At 70.0% G+C, this 18,782-nt stretch carries 20 protein-coding genes and 1 pseudogene; 8 read left to right on the forward strand and 13 right to left on the reverse strand.

Going from position 1 to position 18,782, the window contains the following annotated elements; translation table 11 throughout:
• Positions 1–212: 212 nt before the first annotated feature.
• From D892_RS0102630 to D892_RS47545, 6 genes are all read left to right on the forward strand, one after another.
• On the forward strand, positions 213–572 hold the full coding sequence (locus D892_RS0102630; RefSeq protein WP_024799757.1) for a hypothetical protein: 360 nt from the start codon (positions 213–215) through the stop codon (positions 570–572).
• Complete coding sequence (locus D892_RS0102635; RefSeq protein WP_024799758.1) at positions 569–916, forward strand: hypothetical protein; 348 nt, start codon at positions 569–571, stop codon at positions 914–916. Before D892_RS0102630 ends, D892_RS0102635 begins: the two co-directional genes overlap by 4 nt.
• Before the next feature lie 2 nt (positions 917–918).
• Positions 919–1,332 carry a hypothetical protein gene (locus tag D892_RS0102640; RefSeq protein ID WP_024799759.1) on the forward strand — a complete coding sequence of 138 codons (414 nt, stop codon included), beginning with the start codon at positions 919–921 and terminating at the stop codon, positions 1,330–1,332.
• A 5-nt stretch (positions 1,333–1,337) separates the two neighbouring features.
• Complete coding sequence (locus D892_RS0102645) at positions 1,338–1,592, forward strand: hypothetical protein (protein ID WP_156959353.1); 255 nt, start codon at positions 1,338–1,340, stop codon at positions 1,590–1,592.
• A gap of 596 nt (positions 1,593–2,188) precedes the next feature.
• The gene (locus D892_RS46320) at positions 2,189–2,533 is read left to right on the forward strand and encodes a hypothetical protein (RefSeq protein ID WP_156959354.1); all 345 of its coding nucleotides are present in this window, start codon (positions 2,189–2,191) and stop codon (positions 2,531–2,533) included.
• Positions 2,534–2,550: 17 nt separating this feature from the next.
• Positions 2,551–2,709, forward strand: coding sequence for a hypothetical protein (locus D892_RS47545; RefSeq protein WP_198036817.1), 159 nt, complete (start codon positions 2,551–2,553; stop codon positions 2,707–2,709).
• A gap of 54 nt (positions 2,710–2,763) precedes the next feature.
• Here the strand turns inward: D892_RS47545 and D892_RS0102665 are convergent, their stop codons facing one another.
• The gene (locus D892_RS0102665; protein WP_024799764.1) at positions 2,764–3,192 is read right to left on the reverse strand and encodes a WYL domain-containing protein; all 429 of its coding nucleotides are present in this window, start codon (positions 3,190–3,192) and stop codon (positions 2,764–2,766) included.
• A 22-nt stretch (positions 3,193–3,214) separates the two neighbouring features.
• Here D892_RS0102665 and D892_RS0102670 point away from each other — a divergent pair, with 22 nt between their 5' ends.
• Positions 3,215–3,721 carry a DUF1772 domain-containing protein gene (locus D892_RS0102670; RefSeq protein ID WP_024799765.1) on the forward strand — a complete coding sequence of 169 codons (507 nt, stop codon included), beginning with the start codon at positions 3,215–3,217 and terminating at the stop codon, positions 3,719–3,721.
• A 30-nt stretch (positions 3,722–3,751) separates the two neighbouring features.
• On the opposite strand, the gene D892_RS0102675 is transcribed toward D892_RS0102670, so the two are convergent.
• The 9 genes and pseudogenes from D892_RS0102675 to D892_RS0102715 form a co-directional block, all read right to left on the reverse strand.
• A complete protein-coding gene (locus D892_RS0102675) occupies positions 3,752–3,967 on the reverse strand; it encodes a hypothetical protein (protein ID WP_024799766.1) in 216 nt (71 codons plus the stop codon).
• A 477-nt stretch (positions 3,968–4,444) separates the two neighbouring features.
• Positions 4,445–4,683 (reverse strand): annotated as a pseudogene (locus D892_RS48290) (hypothetical protein); the annotation flags it as partial.
• Positions 4,684–4,745: 62 nt separating this feature from the next.
• Positions 4,746–6,449, reverse strand: coding sequence for a class I adenylate-forming enzyme family protein (locus tag D892_RS0102685; RefSeq protein WP_024799768.1), 1,704 nt, complete (start codon positions 6,447–6,449; stop codon positions 4,746–4,748).
• 176 nt (positions 6,450–6,625) lie between these two features.
• Positions 6,626–6,961 (reverse strand): TfoX/Sxy family protein, encoded by a 336-nt coding sequence (locus D892_RS0102690; protein WP_024799769.1) that lies wholly within the window; start codon positions 6,959–6,961, stop codon positions 6,626–6,628.
• Between the two features lie 253 nt (positions 6,962–7,214).
• Complete coding sequence (locus tag D892_RS0102695; protein ID WP_024799770.1) at positions 7,215–8,192, reverse strand: alpha/beta hydrolase family protein; 978 nt, start codon at positions 8,190–8,192, stop codon at positions 7,215–7,217.
• A gap of 41 nt (positions 8,193–8,233) precedes the next feature.
• On the reverse strand, positions 8,234–9,007 hold the full coding sequence (locus tag D892_RS0102700) for a DUF6875 domain-containing protein (protein ID WP_024799771.1): 774 nt from the start codon (positions 9,005–9,007) through the stop codon (positions 8,234–8,236).
• Between the two features lie 43 nt (positions 9,008–9,050).
• Positions 9,051–13,160, reverse strand: coding sequence for an amino acid adenylation domain-containing protein (locus D892_RS44410; RefSeq protein WP_024799772.1), 4,110 nt, complete (start codon positions 13,158–13,160; stop codon positions 9,051–9,053).
• Between the two features lie 165 nt (positions 13,161–13,325).
• Entirely contained in the window at positions 13,326–13,772 is a 447-nt protein-coding gene (locus D892_RS0102710) for a VOC family protein (protein ID WP_024799773.1), read from the reverse strand.
• 99 nt (positions 13,773–13,871) lie between these two features.
• On the reverse strand, positions 13,872–14,699 hold the full coding sequence (locus tag D892_RS0102715; RefSeq protein ID WP_024799774.1) for a helix-turn-helix transcriptional regulator: 828 nt from the start codon (positions 14,697–14,699) through the stop codon (positions 13,872–13,874).
• 118 nt (positions 14,700–14,817) lie between these two features.
• On the opposite strand from D892_RS0102715, the gene D892_RS0102720 reads away from it, so the two are divergent.
• Positions 14,818–15,882, forward strand: a complete 1,065-nt coding sequence (locus tag D892_RS0102720; RefSeq protein ID WP_024799775.1) for an aldo/keto reductase — start codon at positions 14,818–14,820, stop codon at positions 15,880–15,882.
• Between the two features lie 344 nt (positions 15,883–16,226).
• On the opposite strand, the gene D892_RS0102725 is transcribed toward D892_RS0102720, so the two are convergent.
• The 3 genes from D892_RS0102725 to nirD are packed head-to-tail and all read right to left on the reverse strand — an operon-like array spanning position 16,227 to position 18,768.
• Complete coding sequence (locus D892_RS0102725) at positions 16,227–17,087, reverse strand: sirohydrochlorin chelatase (protein ID WP_024799776.1); 861 nt, start codon at positions 17,085–17,087, stop codon at positions 16,227–16,229.
• Positions 17,084–18,379 carry a uroporphyrinogen-III synthase gene (locus D892_RS0102730; RefSeq protein ID WP_232235962.1) on the reverse strand — a complete coding sequence of 432 codons (1,296 nt, stop codon included), beginning with the start codon at positions 18,377–18,379 and terminating at the stop codon, positions 17,084–17,086. The genes D892_RS0102725 and D892_RS0102730 overlap by 4 nt, the downstream gene beginning before the upstream one ends.
• On the reverse strand, positions 18,376–18,768 hold the full coding sequence (gene nirD / locus D892_RS0102735) for a nitrite reductase small subunit NirD (RefSeq protein ID WP_024799778.1): 393 nt from the start codon (positions 18,766–18,768) through the stop codon (positions 18,376–18,378). The genes D892_RS0102730 and nirD overlap by 4 nt, the downstream gene beginning before the upstream one ends.
• Positions 18,769–18,782 lie beyond the last annotated feature (14 nt).

An 18,782-nucleotide genomic window follows, 5' to 3' on the forward strand; every position in this document is an offset into this window, starting at 1 on the left:
CGGCGGCAGGCATCCGACCCTGTCGAGTCGACCGAGGTAGTCGAGATGACTTGCGGGACAGAGCGAAACGAGTGCAGCGCGGAGCCGATGATCACCGATCGCGAATATGCAGGGTGGCTACTCAGGATGCACGCCGACCACGCGGCGCCGGGTGTGTGCCCGTCGTACCTGGCCGCGGCCGCGTACACCAGCGCCGGAATGGGGGATTACGAGTGAACGCCCGCACAGTGGAGCCGTCCGCCAGTGGGGCCGACCGGCCGATGCGAGTCATCATCTGGATACGCGCCGATCTGTCGGGCCCAAGCGCCGACCGGCACTATCGGATGATCCGCCGCGAGATCGACGACGGCCCGTACGAGCTGGTGCGCGAGTACATCGGTGCCGCGAGCATGTGGGCGGCGCCCACGGCACAACTGATCAGCGCGTGCGCGGCCGCCGACGTCGACGGCGTATTCACCCCGAGTAGCGAACACCTCGGCGACGGCCTGATCACGGCATCCGCGTTCGCGTCCGTGATGGCCGTCGAGCCGCGCGAATGCTGGCTACGCGGCCGGCGGGTGGACCGGCCGTGAGCGGCGAGGCGCCCGCGCTGGGCATGACGCTGGCGGTCTGGGCGTTCGTGTGCATGACCCTGTACTGGTTCGCGAAGGTGATTCCTGCCGACGACACCCCGGCACCGGAACCGCAACCGGAAAGGGGGACGTACACGATCCGGCTCCGTCTCGACCATGAGGGCCGCGGTGCACCGATCGCCGATTCGACGACCGCCCATCGTGGGATGCAATTGCATCGCAACTGCGACCGGCACTGGTGCGCCAGCAAGCGCGACGCCTACCGCTGGCTGGTCGACAACGGCGAACTGACCCCGGACAGCAGCCGATTCCCCAATGATTCACAACCACGAGATTCGAGGTGAGGATGACTGTCACCGTCCCGTCCGAACGCGAGATCGCGGCAGCACTGAGCGGTTTTGTGCCCGAGGCACATCTGTGCACGGATGTGCTGCGCGCGGCATGGATGCTGAGCAGCCTCGACAGATGGCTCGTGCTCGACGCGGCCCGCACGCTCGACGGCGATACCGCACCGGAAACGTTGTCCGCATTGGGGTTCGGCGACTTCCGAATGCACACCCTGGCCATGCATCAAACCATTGCGCTGACCGGGCAGGAAACCCACTACGCACCGGAGACGCCGTTCAGCGTCGAACGTGCTCACCTCATCGTGCAGTTCCATATTGCCTGCCGGGCGAAGCGCTGCCCGCGCAAAGCTGCCGCACTACAGGTGTTGGCCGGGGCCGGTCGTCTGGTGCCGTCCACGACACGTCCGCGGTGATCGAGATGAATACACAACCGGAGCGCAGTGCGCCGGACGCGGCCGCGCCCACGCACACCGAGACCATCGGGGAGATCGCGGCCCGGATGGCGGAGCTGGGGGCCGGGGCCGGCGCCACGGGGAATGCGCCGGTGGGTGCCGAACAGGGCGGTACCCGCCTGCTGCCGGCCGAAGCTCACCTGCTGAGCGAACTGTGCGCCGCATACGCCCGCCTGACGGCGGAGGTCGAATCCGGTCGGCGACTGCGGCCGGGGATGTGATGCCGGATGCGGCCCGTCGTCCCGCCCCGGCCACTCCGGCGTATCCGCCACATTCACATCGAATCCGGTGCGCTCCGACTGGACTTCCAGGCCGGTGCCGAGCAAGCGGAGAACGTGGCTGATGAACTGGCGCAGGGCTTTCCAGAGCTCATTGTCACTGTCGATGACGAGGTGCACCCGGATCTGCCGCCGTTGGCGTGCGCGGACTTATGGGACTGAAGCAGGACCTGGACGGTTGCCTGGTACCCGGGCAACAGTTCCACATTCATTTTCTCACAATGATTTTCGTTCTTCCGTCTTCGTTCTTCGCGTTTCACACCTCCCCCTACCGAAGGGATGCATGATCTATGCCTGACAACCGACCGGCCGAGTCGTCCGCCCGGCCCGTTCACCACGTCCACTACGGCCTCATCCCGGACCGACCGCTGGCATTCACCGTGCCTCCGGTGGAAGCGATGCCGGATCAGCCACTACCGGACTGCGCACCGTTCCTCCGGGTGTGCGCCGGAGCGGAGGAACCGAGCACGGTGATGCTGCGTGGAGGACGAGAACTGGCGGGGATCTGGCGGCACGTGTATGAGCAGCGACCGAAGGACATGACCAAGATCGACGAACAGCTGAACCTGTACATCTGGTTCATCGACCGCGAAGCGGGCGGGCATACCAAAGACGTTGTCTACCAAGATGATGCGCCGCGAAGTCCGTCATCGTACGGCCAGTGGGTTGCCTGGTTGGCATGGAAGTATGTCCTGCATGCCCTCCGGCAGCAGGATCCCGAGCACAGCGCGCGTGATGCGGCCGAATTGTCCTGGTACATAGAATCGTTCGACGAATTGGTGACGGCCGTTCGGGCCGGGCGTCTGCGGCTCCCGCCGGAACAGGGGCCGGAGGGGGAAGAGACGGAGTTTCCACCCCGGCGAGTGTGGCCGGAGACCCATTGAGTACCAACAGCTTTGTGATGGCCGATGGCCCACTGGCCGAGCACATGTGCCAGGTGCAGTTGCTCGAACTGACCGAAGCGCGAGCCTACGAGCTACGCTTCGCCCATCGGAACCACCACCCTGACGAGTGCCTCGTCCACCTGACCGTGGCACTGTTCCTGCTCGAACGACAGTAGCGCCATATCCCCCTTCGACAGACATCGACGCTGACCAACGCCACTATCCACACGTCAATTCCTCTGGGGAGCGAGACCACCGCGTGACTGTGACCGATTCTGAGCTGCCGCGCCCGCGTTCGTCTGGATGCTGTGGCCCGCGTCGGTGTCCTCGCGGCAGTACTCGGGTTCCGGATGGGGGTGTGGTGGAGCGCGGTAGTCCGAAGCGCTCAGCGGCGGGCCGCTGTCCTTATTGAAAACTGCCTGTTCATAGGCGTCAAGTGCCCGCGTCAGGTGCGTGGTGATGGCGTGGCGTAGTTCGGTCGGTTCTTCGACGAGGACGTCGGCGCCGTAGCTGGTGACGAGCGGGATCAGCCATTCCCAGCGGTCGACGTAGAGCTGGATGATCAGACCGCCGTCCGGTGTGCTTCCCGACCAGCCGCGAGTCTTCCGGTATGGACGCTCGCTTATGTGCATGAGCGTCATGACGATGGCCTGGTCCATCCACCCGGGATGTACTTGTTCCATGACAACGATGCAGGCAAGCACCACCTCGACACTCGGCACCACTTCCCTTGTGGTGGCGACCATTTCGACCGGCCTGCTGGCCGGTGTGTTCTATGCCTATGCCAGTTCGGTGATGCCGGCGTTGCGGCAGGTCGATGATCGCACCTTCGTGGCGGTGATGAACCGGATCAATGTGGTGATCGTCAATCCGGTCTTCATGTTCAGCTTTCTCGGATCGGTCGCGTTCACCGCGCTGGCGGCCGCGCTGCATTTGCGCGCGGATCAGCGCACCGTGCTGTGGTGGATCCTGGCGGCGCTGGTGCTCAACGTGACCAGCCTCCTGATCACCGCCGGCGGCAACATCCCGCTCAACAACCGCCTCGCCGACACCGCCGGTGGCGATCTCGCCGCGCTCCGACGGCAGTTCGAGGGGGCGTGGGTGCGGCTGAACATCCTGCGCGGCATCGCGAATACCGCCGCCGTCGGAACCCTCGCCTGGGCCCTGCGTTGCGCCGGCCGCGGGTGAACAGGCCCCGAAGGGAACTGGACCCGCCCGCTATGGCAACTCCGGCCCGTCGAGCTGGTCTACGGACGTCCGGGTGGTGCGGATCAGTCGGTCGAGTTCATCGATCGCGCACGTGATGGTGACGGTGTCCACCTGCCTGCGTTCCCTGGGCGTGCCGGCGCGCCGGGAGCGCACCAGCTCGTTGTGGACGCGCAAGCCGATCGCGAACATGCGATCGATCAGTTGATCGCTCAGTTCTACGACCATGTCCCGATCCGCGGGCGCGGGGCGCACGACGGGCGGGGCGGGCGATCGCTGATCGTGAGCGGGCTGGTCGCCGGGAATTACGGGTTCGACAGGAGTCATCGGAGATCCCCCGGGTAGATGCGGACGCGGCGCGGCCACCCTTCGGGACCAGATCGTCAATATCAAGCCTAGCGGGATGATTCGAAGATCGGTGCTATTGACCGGAATTCGGCAGCCGGATACGAAAAACAGGACTATTCGCAGACAAAATGAGGCCGTCCAGTATTTGCCGGTCGAACACCAGGATGTAGCGGGCACCGCCACTGTACGGGGTTGCGGCACACCGTGCTCGCCGACGCGGGCGCCCAGCAGCGCCACCACCCGGCCCGGTGGTGACTCGTACCGGGCCCGGACCGGCCCCGCGCCCTGCCCCGGCGCGACCCACCGGCCGCACCTTCCCGGCTCGCCTGACATCGGCACGGCCGAGCGGGTCACGGATCAGGCGGCCCGCGGGAACCGACCGGTGCGCCGGGTACCGAGCACCTCGGCCGCCTTCCCCTCGCCGAAATGTAAGTGCCCCCGACGAATACGGCCGTCACGGTGGCGTCGTTGCGATTCACCATGCGAGAAAGGTTGTCGTAGTACGGCGCGGGCTGCTCGGCATAGCCGTCCACACTCTCGTCGAGCCGCTGCGGATCGATCACCACGACGTCGGCACGATCACCGGCCCGCAGATGATGCTGTCGTACATCGGTATTCCTCTTCCGGTATCCCCGGCGCCGGGGAACGACCCCCGCCGTCAGATCACTATCTCGCGGCGGACGACCTTGCCGGTCGCGTTGCGCGGCAAGGGCTTGTCGGTGATCACCCAGCGAGCGGGCACCTTGAAGTAGGCCAGCCGCTCGGTGGCGAACTCGCGCAGCGCCGACTCGGTGACAGCGGCCGGATCGGCCACCACCACGACGGCCGCCACCTCCTGTCCGAGATCGTCGTGCGCGATCCCGAGCACGGCCGATTCCAGCACCGCGGGATGTTCGTCGAGCGCGTTCTCGATCTCGGTGGGGTACACGTTCTCTCCGCCGCGCACGATGAGATCGGTGCGGCGGCCGGACAATCGGAGCCGACCGTCCTCGACCGTCCCGAAATCGCCGGTACGCAACCAGCGGTCGCCGTCGATGGCGGCCGTGGTGGCGGCCTCGTCGTCCCAGTAGCCGAGCATCACGTACGGGCTGCGGATGCAGATCTCGCCCTGCTCGCCGTCGGGCACGGGCCGCCCGTCCGGGTCGCGGATCTCCACCGCGACACCCAGGATGGGACGCCCCACCGTATCCGGATGCGCGGCCAGTTCCGGCGGCGTGGCAACCGTTGCGGCCGTACCGCTTTCGGTCAATCCGTAGCTGGTGGTGAGCGCCACCCGGGCGACCGGCAGCCGCTCGCGCAGCCGCTGGTGAAATGCCGGGGACGAGGGCGCGGCATTGAGCGAAAACGCGGTCAGCGACGACAGGTCGTAGCCGGACAGGTCGTGTTCGAGCATCCGGCTCGCCATTGTCGGCACCGCGCCCCAGTTGGTCACCCGCTCGCGCTCCACCAGCCGCAGCAGCCGCTCGACCTCGAACGGACCCTGGTGCATCACTACGGCCGCCCCGGTGGCCAGGCGCGGGATCACCAGGTTGTGCAGGCTCGCGACGTGGAACAGCGGCGAGGTCAGCAGGAAGCGCTTATCGCTGGGCTCCCGGTACAGCTGCCCCCGCATACCGGCCACCATGGCATCGGTGAAACGGTGATAATCGGTGACCGCCACCAGGTTCCGGTGCGAATGCACGACTCCCTTGGGTCGCCCGCTGGTGCCGCTGGTGTACAGAACCACCGCCGGATCGTCCTCGGCGACGGCGGCGCGCGGTGCGGCACCGGCGTATTCGGCAATCAGCCGGGGAACGTCGTCCTCCATCGTGAGCACGGGGACAGCGGAGCCCTCGGCTCCCGCGCCGCCCGGCTCTTCGGCCCGGCGACCACCGCCCGAACCCGCCGATTCACTCAGCAGGACAGCACGTTTCGCATCCGCGATCACCACCGACGGCCGCGTGTGCCCGAGCCCGTACTCGATCTCCCGGGGCGCCCACCACGCGTTGTACCCGACCGCGATCGCGCCGAGACACTGCGCCGCCCAGAACGCCACCACCCATTCGGGAGTATTGGCCGCCAGAATGCCGATACGGTCGCCCTTACCGACTCCGTATCGGTCCGCCAGTGCCTGCGCGAGCGCACCCGCCGCGGTCCGATGCTCCGCGAACGTCATCCGGCTCTCCGCCGTCACCAGATACTCGCGTTCACCCCACGCGGCCGAGGCGTCGAGCTGCTCCACCAGCGAACGCCGCCGGGTGCGCAGCTGCGGGATCGGCGCCCCGAGCACGTTCTCGACCGTCGCCTCGAACGGCGCGCCCGGCCCGGTCAGCTCCGCGGTGACCCGAGCCGCAACCGCCCGTGGATCAACGGTGTCGGTCATAGCGTCCGCCTCCTCGCACGACGATCGCCCGGGCCCCGGGTCGCCCTCATCCCGCACACGAATCGCCGCTTCGACATGAGCCTCGACAATAAACTAGAACCTGTTGCAGCTACCGTGGCGTGGGACACACCGTAGCACTCACCGGGCACGAACAGAAGCGCCGCCCGCCCCGCGCTCTACTTCGCCGGCAGCGAGCGCGCGTAGGCGAGGCCGCGCTCGATCCACCCCGACAGGACGCCGTCGTCGTCCAGCGCCTCGGTGGTTATCCGCAGCCAATTGCGCATCTCTCGGCCGCCCATCACCATCCTGGTCACCGCCTCGCCGTCGACCAGGCGGTCGGCATCGGCCGGATCGACGCGCACCATCAGGCCGCCGTGACCGCTGGCCACCACCGCCATATTGCCGCCGGCCAGGAACGCCAGCCCGCCGAACATCTTCTTCTCCACCATCTCCGGCAGCGCCGGACCGAGCAGATCCCGGATCCGATCGGCCAGTTCCTCGTCGTAGGCCATACCGGCATTCTTGCCCCTGCCACCGACAAGTTCCGCCGCACACAGAATTCACCGCCGACCGCGATGTTCGAGTTGCCAAGGTCCCGGGCACCGGACGAGCATCCCTTTTCATGCCGTCGAACCGCTCGAACCCGGCGACATCCCCGACACGGAGATCCCGGCGGCGCTGGCAGCCACCATGACCATGGCCGAGCAGCAGGTGCACGCCCGAGTCAGCTGCCGACTCGGGCCCGTCCGTCACTCCGGCAGACGATCACACACCCAGGGCGGCGGCGAACACCGGCCAGGAGTTGTGCAGATCGTCCTGCCAGTACGGCCAGGCGTGAGTGCCGGGCCGGAACACCACCGTGGCCGGGATGCCCAGTGCCCCCAGACGGTCCGACAGTTCCCGGGTGCAGCCGTTGACGACCGACTCCATCGGGCCGCCGACCGCGAGCCGGTCGGCCAGGACACCGGCATTGCCGCCGATCGACGGGTCACCGAGGGTGTCGTGCACGCCCGCGCCGCCGGTTCCGGCCGAAATATAGAGCGCCACACCGCGTAACCGGTCGGCATTCAGCACCGGGTCGTGCGCCTGCCACGCCGGATCGCCCGGACCACCCCACATATTGGCGGCATTGGCGCCGAAAATGCCCAGCTGCGAATGGACGTAGGCGCGCGACACCGCATCGCTGGTGCGCGGGCAGCCGCTGTAGGAGCCCACCGCCTGATACATTCCCGGCGCCTCGATCGCGAGATCCAGCGCCGAGGTCGCCGACATCGACGTTCCCGCAACGGCATTGCGGCCGGTCGCCTGGAAGCGCTCCGCCAGCAACGGCGGCAGCTCGTGAATCAGGAAGGTGGACCACTGGTTTCGCCCCAGCACCGGATCGTCGGCGGCCCAGTTCGTGTAGTAGCTGGCCCGCCCGCCCATCGGCACCACCACGTTGACCGGCTTGTCGGCGAAGAACTGCGCGGCGTCGGTGCGGGTGGTCCAGGGGCCGCCGTTCTCGCCGCCGTCGACCGCATTGAGCAGATACAGCGCCGGAGCGGGCTCGCCGGGATGCGACAGCCACACCGTGATCGGCTTGGCCATGGCGGCGGAATAGACCACCACCTCGAACTGCCGGCCGCCGAGCGGGCGCACGTCGAGAATCGCCGGGCCGCCCGTCGGGGCGGCGTGGGCGACTGTCGGCACAGTTGCGGCAATCATCGCGAACAGGACAACCAGGCAACGCAGGAGCCGGTGCATGCGGTCAGTATCCCATTGCGGCGCAGCGAATACCGCCGACGTCAGCGGGCGTGTTCCCCCGGCGCGTGTGCGCGCAGCGCGGTGATCTCGGCGGCGGCGGGGCCGTCCACGCGCATCCGTTCGGCAATCGCCCAGCGCAGCTTGCCCGGCAGATTCGGCGCCATCCGGGTGAGGTACGCGTAGAGCCAGTCGCTGCGGGCGGCCAGGAACGGGAAGTCGGTACTCATCATCGTGCGCAGCACCAGCATCGGCACGGGCGCGTCGAGCGGGCGGAAGTCGTGATTCCACAGGCCGGGCACCGCGCATCCGGGATAGAACTGCCCGAGCATGAGCCCCTGCCCGACCACCTCGGTCTTGCGGGCCCGGTGCACGGCGTCGATCAGATCGAATCGGGTCAGTTCGGGGAACATGGTCACCAAGGTGAGACCCCGTGCCTCGGAAGGGTTTTCGCCGCGCAACGCGCAGTGGACCTCGAGCGCGTCATCGATGGTCCGCCGCACATCGGATTCGGCCGATCGGTCGTTCTCGGGCGCCAGCCCGGCCCAGACCAGCCGCCGCGTGGCGCTGTGCGAGACGAACGGGCATACCGGCCCGTCCCGCCCGAGTTCGGCGTGCGGCCGCACCAGATGCTCGTCCACCCACCGCGCGAACACCCGCGCCGCCGGATGCCGCCGCTCCCAGGATGCCCGATCCTCGTACACATTCCACCAGCGCAACCCGGTCCGCGTCCCGGTGCGCACCGTGCCGCCACGCCCCCGCACCCGCTGCCCGCCGGTCACGAGACCGCCCTCGCTCCCGCTGGCCCGCACGACCACCCGTGGCCTCCGCAAAACCACCGACCGGATCGCCGCTGCCGCGTCATCGGATTCCCTCCAGATGCGCGTCGAGCAGCGGGCCGATCGTCGCGACCACATCGGCGTTGGTCAGCTGGGCGTGGGTGGCGTCGACGGGGTGTTCGGTCAGCGTGCCGGTGACGTAAGGGCGCCACAGGTCCGCGCCGAGCCATTCGGTCTCGCCGCGGGTGGCCGAGAAGTAGAGCAGGTCGCCGTCGAAGACGCCCGGCCGGTAGCCGTGCGACAGCCGCACCCCGTCGACGTATCCGCGGTGCAGGCGGGCGAGCTGGTCGGCCGTGAGCCCGGTGCCGAACGAGGCTGCGGCGGTGGCCAGTTCGGCCGCGGCGGCCTCGGCGGTGAGATCGTCCAGCGCGTCGCCGTCCTCGGGTTCGTCACCGAGCAGGTGGGTCAGCAGATCGCGCATCCGCGGGGTCGGGGGCGCGGGCATGTCGTCGGGGAATATCAGGCTGTCCAGCATCACCAGCAGCGCGACGGCGTGCCCGCGCTCGCGCAGGCGCACCGCGACCGCGTGCGCGATCTGCCCGCCCAGCGACCAGCCCAGCAGGTGGTAGGGCCCCTCCGGCTGCGCGCGCAGGATCTCGTCGGCGTATCCGTCGGCGAGTTCGTCGATGGTGGCGCCGGAGCGCGGTTCGCCGGCCAGCGTCAGCGCCTGCAGGCCGAGCACCGGCCGATCGGTGATGTGGCGGGCGAGCCCCGCGTAGCACCAGGCCAGCGGAACCGCCGAGTGCACACAGAACAGCGGCGGCCGAGAACCGTTGCGGCGCAAGGTGAGCAGAACGCCGAGGGCGTCGTCACCGGCGGCGCCGCCGTCGTGCCCGGCGATGCGGGCGGACAGCTCGGCCACGGTCGGCGTGGTGTAGAGCCACCGCACAGTGACCGGCTTCCCGCTCGCGCTCGCCAGGTCGGCCGAGACCGCCACGCCGAGCAGGGAATTCCCGCCCGCCTCGAAGAAGTCGTCGTCGAGTCCGATGCGTGCCGCGCCGACCGCCGCCGCGAACCGGTCCGCCACCAGTCGCTGTAGTTCGGTTTCCGGTGCGCGGTAGGGACGCCGGGCGGCATCGGGCGCCGGGAGCGCACGGCGATCGATCTTGCCGTGCCCGGTGACCGGCAACCGGTCCAGCTCGACCAGTTGCCCGGGAACCAGTGCGGCGGGCAGCAGTTCGCGCAGCTTGCGCACGATGTCCCCGCTGTCGATTCGGACGCCCTGTGCGGCAACGACATACCCGATCAGCCGGTCACCCGCGGCGGCTCGGTCGACGGTGACGACGGCGTGCGCGATCTCCGGCAGTGCGGTCAGCGCCGCCTCCACCTCCGCCGGCTCGATCCGGCGGCCGCGCACGGTGAGCTGTTCGTCGCCGCGGCCGAGGAACTCCAGCACGCCGTCCACCTCGGCGCGGACGAGATCGCCGGTGCGGTAACAGCGTTCACCGGTACCGAACGGGTCGGCGACGAAGCGTTCGGCCGTCGCGCCCGGACGGCCCAGATAGCCTTCGGCGACGCCCGGCCCGCCGACGTACAGTTCCCCGCGAGCACCCGGCGGCACCGGACGCAGCCGCCGGTCCAGCACCGGTGCGCGCACCCCCGGCAGCGGCGGACCGATCGGCACCGGCTCACCGGCCGCCAGGGGCGCGGACTGCGTTGCCATCACGGTCGTTTCGGTCGGCCCGTAACCGTTGAACAGCCGCAGCGCGGGCGCCCAGCGGTGCACGAGATCGGGCGGGCAGCTCTCGCCTCCGACCACGGCGACCCGCAGCTGGGGGACCTGTTCCGGCGCGATCGTCGCCAGCACCGCCGGCGTGGTGAGGAAATGCGTGATGCTCGCCCCGTTCACCAGCCGGGCCAGTTCGACGCCGGCCACCACGTCCGCCGGCTGAACCACCAGCCGCGCACCGGCGGCGAAGGCGCCCAGCAGCGCCAGCAGGTGGGCGTCGAACGACGGCGCGTGCGCGTGCAGGATCCGCGAATCCCGTTCCACCGCATAGTGCTCGACGATGTGGTCGGTGAGCGGCCCCAGCCCGCGATGGGTGGCCACCACGCCCTTCGGCGTTCCGGTGGTTCCGGAGGTGTAGATCGCGTAGGCGGGATGGTCCGCGCGCAACGGCCGCGGGCGATCGCCGTCTCCGACCGGTCCGCCGGACCGCCGCCCGACCCGCTCGGCCGTGTCCGGGTCGTCGAGCACCAGCCAGGCCAGCCCTTCCGGCAGCCCCGGCCGCACCCGATCCACCGTAACTCCCAGCCGCGCACCGGAATCCGATAGCAGCGCGGCCAGCCGCGATGCCGGATCCGCCGGATCCACGGGCACGAAGGCCGCACCCGTCTTCGCCACCGCCCACACCGCGAGCACCGACTCCCCCGACCGCGGCACGGCGACGACCACGAAAGTTCCCGGCCCCGCCCCGAACTCGATCAGCTCCCGCGCCCAGCGCGACGTTTCCTCGTCCAGCTCCCGATACGACCACCGCCGCGCACCGTCCTGCAACGCAACCGACCCCGCCGCTTCATCGGCCGCCATCGAGTTCGGCCGAGCCTGCCGCTGTTCCACGACGCGCCGCGACGCTTCGCCACCGTCCCCGTCGCCGACACCGTGCTGCCCGGCCACCGAACCCTCTGCCACGTCACCCGGCATCGGCCGGGCGTGCTCGGCGTCGCCGGCCGGGAAGACCGGACCGCGGTGGGCGCCACCCAGGCTCGCAGCCAGCAGATCGGGCAGCAGCCGATCCGATCGCACCCGCTCCGCCGCGACCGCGCGCGGCCGTTCGGGCACCGGTACCGCCTGCTCCGCGCCCAGGAAACGGTCGAGGTAGCGCAGGAAACGGTCGTGATGCCAACGCAGGGTGGCCTGCGAGTACACGGCGGGGTTGGCCTGCATATCGATGCGCGCGGTCCGCTCGTCCGGGCCGAGCTGATATCCGTTGACGAGCAGATCCTCCACCGGACCGAGCGACAGCAGTCGCGCCTGCGCGGTCAGCGGCCCCAGTCGCAGCGGTTCGACGAATCCGAGCACATTCAGCACCGGCCCGAAACCGCCACGCGCCACCTGGTTTTCGCCGCGGTCGCGCTGCATGTCCTCGTATCGGTAGCGCTGGTGCCGCAGCGCCCCGACCACCCGCGATCGCACCAGGTCGAGCACCGACGGCACCGACATACCGCGAATACCGTTCAGCCGCAACGGAACCACGTTCGACACCGACCCCGCCGACCGGCGCAGCGCCGCCGTGGGGCGGACGGCCACCGGAAGCGCCATCACCACCTCGTCGGCCCCGGTCATACCGGCCAGGTAACACCCGAACGCGGCGATCACCAGCTCGGGAAAGCTCGCACCGGTCCGGCGGCGCACCTCCGCCAGCCGATCCGCCGTGGCGGCAGGCAGTGTCGCCCCGACTCGGTGCGGCCGCGGCGCGGGCGCCGCCCGCCGCCCGGCCAGCGTCACCGGGTCCGCCAGACCCGACAGCTGCGTGGCCCAGTACTCCCGGTCACCACGCGCCCGGCGCGAATCCTGGTATGCGCGTTCGTCTTCCACCAGCTCGGCCACCGAGAGCGGAACCGGCCCAGCCGTTCCCGGATCGACACCGGCGGCCGAAGCGCCCGGCTCGGTCCCCGAACTCACCCCGCCCGCGTACAGTTCGGCGGTACGCCGCAGCACCGCCGCCGCCCCCACACCGTCCAGCACGATGTGATGGCTGCGCAGATACAGCAGATGGTGATCGGCGCCGACCCGAAAGACGACCGCGGTCGTCAGCCGGTCCCCGCACAGGTCGAGCGGCGAACCGCAATCCCGCTCCATCACCTCCAGCGCGGCGGCCACCGGGTCGGCGCGGTCGGCGAGATCCTCGTAACGCGGCGAATCGAAGGCGTCCGGGTCCACATACTGCCGCGGTCGCCCGTCCGCGAGCCGGAACCGCACCCGCGGCGATTGCAGGTCCCGGGCCGCCCGCACCGCGCAGCGCCGCAACAGCTCCACCGTCAGCGGCCCGGTCAGCTCCAGGTACATCGCGACGGTATTCGGCACGTCCGGATACAGCTGCTGCGCCACCCACCACCGCATCTGCCCCGCCGACAGCGGAAGATCGCCGTCCGTGCCGACGGTGGCCGCGCCGACCTGGGTTCGCGTCACCCGGCCTCCTCGTCTCCGGTGTGCCTGTCCTCCGAACCGTTCCCGAGCAAACCTACGGCATTCGAGTCCGAGGATAGGCGTAGACCGCGCCGATGGGTTCGACCTGGTCACACACCGGAACCGCGCGAGAGAGCGAGCCTCCCGCGCGCGGCCGGCCGGTTGCCGTCAGCCCCGGTCGTGGGCGTCCTGCAACACCTTGAGGTCGATCTTGGACATGGTGCGCAGCGCCGCACCGACGGCCGCGGCACGGTCACCGCTCATCAGCGTCAGCATCGGCGCGGGCACCACCTGCCAGGACAACCCGTACCGATCGGTCAGCCACCCGCACGGCCCGGACGCGCCGCCGTCGGTCAGCGCGGCCCACAGCCGGTCGACCTCGTCCTGGGTGTCGACGAGGACCTGGATGGACGCCGCATCGGTATGCGAATGACCCGGTCCGCCGTTCATCAGCGTGACCGCGTGCCCGGCCAGCTCGAGCGACACGATGAAGGCCGATCCGTCGGGGTTGCGGGAGATGTCGGTGATCCGGGAATCCGGTACCACCGAGGTGTAGAACTCGGCCGCCGCCTCGGCGCCCCGATCGAACCAGAGGAAGGTGTTGACGCTGGTCATGATGTGCTCCTGGGTTTGTTCCGACTTGCTGTCACCCTGTGGTCGGAGCCGCCCACGCCGATTCGACACATCTCGCGAAGAATCTTCGAACTTTTCCCGTCAGCGCGCGGAGAGCCGGTCCAGCGCCGCCTGACTGTCGTCGTCCGCGGCGCGGTAGATGATCAGCCGCTGATCCGGATCCTGCATCGGCGCCAGGACCTCGAAGGCGACCGTGACCGGGCCGACCTCGGGATGCAGCATGGTCTTCTGGCCGCGCCCGTTCACCCGGACGTCCCGCTTCGCCCACAGCTCCTCGAATTCCGCACTGCGGGAACGGAATTCTCCGATCAGCTCGGCGAGCACCCGGTCCTCGGGATGTGCCGCCCAGGCCGCCCGCAGATCGGCGATGCCCTCGCGCACGGTGCGCTCCCGGTCGGCGAAGAACTCGCTCATCCCGGGATGCAGCAGGCATATCCACATCGAATTGCGCTGCGCCGGCGGCAGGGTGTCGAAATCCAGGTACAACCTGGCCATCTCACGATTCCAGGTGAGGACGTCGTAGCGGTGGTTCACCACCATCGCCGGCAGCGGCGAAAGATCGGCCACCAGCAGTTCCAGGGCGGGCGACACCATGGTGGCCGGCTTGCCGTCGTCGGGGAGCCGCTGCCGGGCCAGGTCGAACAGGTAGGCCCGCTCGTCCGGGCCCAGGCGCAGCGCGCGGGCGAGCGCCTCCAGCACCCCCGCCGAGGGCCGCAACCCGCGCCCCTGCTCCAGCCGCACGACGTAGTCGGTGCTGACGCCCGCCAGCTCCGCGACCTCCTCGCGGCGCAGCCCGGGCGTGCGCCGGGACCGCCGCCGCGGCAGGCCGACCGCCTGCGGATCCAGCCGTTCCCGCCGGGCGCGCAAGAAGGCGGCCAGCTCCTGTGTCGCATCCACCGTGCCAGTCATCGATATCGATCCTACGGGCAGTCTGGTACCGGCGTTCCCAGGAAAAACCCTCCCTTACCGCCTGTTCCCGATCGCCGCAGACTCGATCGCGACGCACGGATACGAACAGGAGAACACCATGCCGCTCACGCTCGACACCTACCGGCTGCTGGGCCGCTCCGGGCTGCGGGTCTCGCCGCTGGCCCTGGGCACGATGACGTTCGGCGACGACTGGGGCTGGGGCGCCGACCGCGACGATTCGCGCAAGCTGCTCGAGCTGTACACCGACCGCGGCGGCAACTTCATCGACACCGCCAGCATGTACACCGACGGCAGCGCGGAACGCCTGCTCGGCGAGTTCACCCGGGACAACCGCGAAAGCCTGGTACTGGCAACGAAATACACGATGCAGCGGCGCCCCGGCGACCCGAACTCCGGTGGCAACCACCGCAAGAGCATGGTCGCCTCGGTGGAAACCAGTCTGCGCCACCTGAATACGGACTACATCGACCTGCTGTACCTGCACGTCTGGGACTTCCACACGCCGGTCGAGGAGATCCTGCGCGGCATGGACGATCTGGTCCGCCAGGGCAAGGTGCTGTACGTGGCCATCTCCGACACCCCGGCCTGGCAGGTCTCGCGCATGCAGACCATCGCCGACCTGCGCGGCTGGTCGCCCCTGGTGGCGCTGCAGGTCGAGTACAGCCTGGTCGAGCGCACCGCGGAACGCGACCTCATCCCGATGGCCCGGGAGATGGGCCTCGGCGTGATCCCGTGGTCCCCGCTGGCCGGCGGGGTGCTGACGGGCAAGTACGGCCGCGCCGACCTGGACGCCGAGGGCAGCGATTCACCGCAGAGCACCCGCAAGAACATCGCCGTCGCACATAATCAGCTGACCGAGCGCGGCCTCGCCATCGCCGACGCGGTGCAACAGGTCGCGAACGACCTCGGCCGCACGCCGGCCCAGGTGGCGCTGGCGTGGACCCTGCACAACCCGGCGGTCACGGCCCCGATCATCGGCGCCCGCACCCCCGCTCAGCTGGAGGACAACCTGGGTGCCCTGGACCTCGACCTCGAACCCACCCACCTGACCAGCCTGGACGAGGCCGCCGCCGTGGAACTCGGCTTCCCGCACGAGATGCTCACCCGCGACATCGTCGGCAACGTCATCAGTGGCGGCCTCACCGTCCAGCCCCGCCGCTGACCGCCGACCGCCCCGCACCCTCGCGATAGCCTCCACCCCGGCGGCATTCCGACAGACGACCGCTGATACGGCGTGAATCGTGCGGCGGCATTTCCGGAACAACCTGCCACCCAACGACTCTGCCCTTTTCCCCGGACAGACAGCGCAGGCCGGACAGCACCGGCACGCAGACCGCGAGTCGCACCCCCATTCGCACGTTCCGCACCGGATACGGGCGGACTCGGCACTGCGACGTCACCTCCGCCGTTCCGGCGTGCTTCGCCGGGATCCACAGTTGTCCGAGAGGATCCCGGCCGAGAGCGCGCCGGGACGGCGAAAGGGTGACGACGAGTGGCGTTGCGGTATCAGGCGGCCGTGCGGACCAGATCCCGGGCGGCCGTGCGGTAGCGGTCGGCCAGCAGGCGGACCACGGCCGGGTGCACGCCGATCGGCTCGGCGACACCGTCGGCACCGCAGTCGTGCAGGCGCTCGTGGAACAGGCCGTGGGCGAGCAGATAGGAGGCCACGAACACCCGTCGCGCACCCGATCGGCGCAGGGACGCAACGACTTCCGGAACTCGGGGCGCACCGGTCGCGATATATCCGACCCGCACACGGGAGCCCAGGTCCTCGCCCAGCATCCGGGCGGCCACCCGCACGTCGTGGCGGGCTCGCGCATCCGAGGAACCGGCGGCGGCGAACACCACGGCATCACCGGGACGCCAGCCCGCCTCCCGCAGCCGAATGCGCATGACCCGCGCGAGCGCCGGGTCCGGCCCCATCGCCGGGGTCACCGCCACGGCGGTGTGCCCGCTCTCGGCGACCTCCCGCGGAACATCCTGATACACGTGGTACCCGGACGCCAGAAACGCCGGAACCGCCACGGCCGGAACGGAATCCAGGTCACGCAGGACCTCCGACGGCGAGGGCCCGAGCACGTCGACGAACGCCGTCCGCACCGTGGGCCCCGACGGCGGAGCATCGGCTCCACCCGGTGCACCGGCCGGCTTCCGGTCCGCGATCGTGACCGCGCCGGCCGCATTACCGCCGCGTCCCCGCACCGACCGAACAGCCTGTGCGGCACCATGTTCCGCGACCGTCCCGCCGGAAAGCCGAACCGGCGCGCCGAGTTCGCGCGTCACGGCCTCGGCAAGATCCGCGATCATCCGCACGCCCCGCGTACTCCTGGTGCCGTGCGCGACCAGCACCAGGGCCGGATCGCTCACCACACCCCCGCCAGCGGCGCGGGCCCCTGCGGGCGCTGTGTCCGGCCGACGGCCTCGCGGTCCCCTTCGTAGGTGCGCACGCCGCCCCCGGGGCCGTCGCCACGCCGGAGCGAAGGACCGTAGCCGCCCGTCGGGCGAGGATTGTTGTCGATGCACTCGGCGGGATCCAGCGCCAGCCGGTACCCCCGCTTCACCACGGTCTGCACGGCCTTCGGCGTACCGAGCCCGGCCCGCAGCCGCGCGATACCGGTCTCCACCGCATGCGTGTCGTCCCCGCCGCCCGGCAGCGCCGCCAGCAGATCCTCGCGCGACACCACCCGGCCCGGCTGCCGCGCCAGCGCCCGCATCAGCGCCATCGGCGCCGGCGCCAGCTGGCGCACCCGGCCGTCGACCACCACGCATCCGCCGCGCACGCTGAGGATGTGCCCGGCGGCGTGAATCCGGTTGGCGCGCCGGGGCAATTCCTCGGCGACGTGCCGTGCCAGCGCACCCAGCCGAGCCCGGCCGGGCATGGTCGTCGACACGCCCAGTTCCTCCAGCGGCGCCGCGGTGATCGGCCCGACGCAGGCCGGCAGCACCCGGGCCCGGAAGGCATGCAGCGCCGCCTCCAGCAGCCCGGTTTCCTTGGCGCGCATCAGCGTCGAGGCCACCGCCGGCGCGCTGGTGAAGGTGACGCAGTCCAGCGCCGAGGTGACGATCGCCTCGATCATCCGGTCCATCGGCGCCGAATCCTCCGGCGGAATCCAGCGATACACCGGAACCGGCACGACATCGGCTCCGGCACAGCGCAATACCTCGCAGAAGTCGGGCACCGGCTCCCATTCGGTGGTGGCGCCGTGCAGCTGCACCGCGATCCGCACCCCCTCGACGCCCTCGCCGAGCAGGTGGTCGAGCACCTCCGCCGACGACTCCGAGGCCGGCGACCACTCCTCGCGCAGTTCGGCCGCGCGAATGGCGCCCTTGGCCTTCGGGCCGCGCGCCAGCAGGCGGGTGGAGCCCAGCGTGGTGCGCAGGTCCTCGGCCAGGCCCCACCCTTCCGCGGCTTCCATCCAGCCGCGGAACCCGATACCGGTGGTGGCGACGGTGATCTGCGGCGGATCGGTGACCAGTTGCTGCGTCACCCGCTCCAGCTCGGTGTCGTCGGCCAGCGGAATGATCCGGATCGCGGGCGTCGCGACCACGGTCGCGCCCCGCCTGGTCAGCAGGGTGGCCAGTTCCTCGGCCCGGCGCGAGGCCGTGACACCGACGGTGAAACCCTCGAGGCAGCCGGGGTTGGCGATGTTCACAGTCATGCCGAGTCCTCGAGACAGTCCACGGTGTCGTTCGACACGCCCACGACACCGTCGGCCACGCGCACGGCATACACCGGCAGCGCCGTCGACGCATCGTCCAGGCAGCGGCCGTCCAGCAGCGAGAATGCCTGCTTGAGCAGCGGCGACGCCACCACCGGCTCACCGCCGCGGTCGCCGACGATGCCGCGCGACATCACCGCGGCCCGCCCGAACGGGTCGATATTGCCGACGGCGTAGAGGCTGCCGTCGGGCAGCAGGAACAGAGCGGCCTGGCGGCCGTCTTTCAGTAACACCGCCACGCCGCGGCCCGGAATGAGGTAGTCGAGACGGCAAGCCGAGGTCCAACCCGTAGCGGACCGAGCAATGCCGGGGGTGTCGATCACGGTCATCGGTAACTCTCCTC

Source organism: Nocardia sp. BMG51109 (assembly GCF_000526215.1).
GTDB lineage: Bacteria > Actinomycetota > Actinomycetes > Mycobacteriales > Mycobacteriaceae > Nocardia.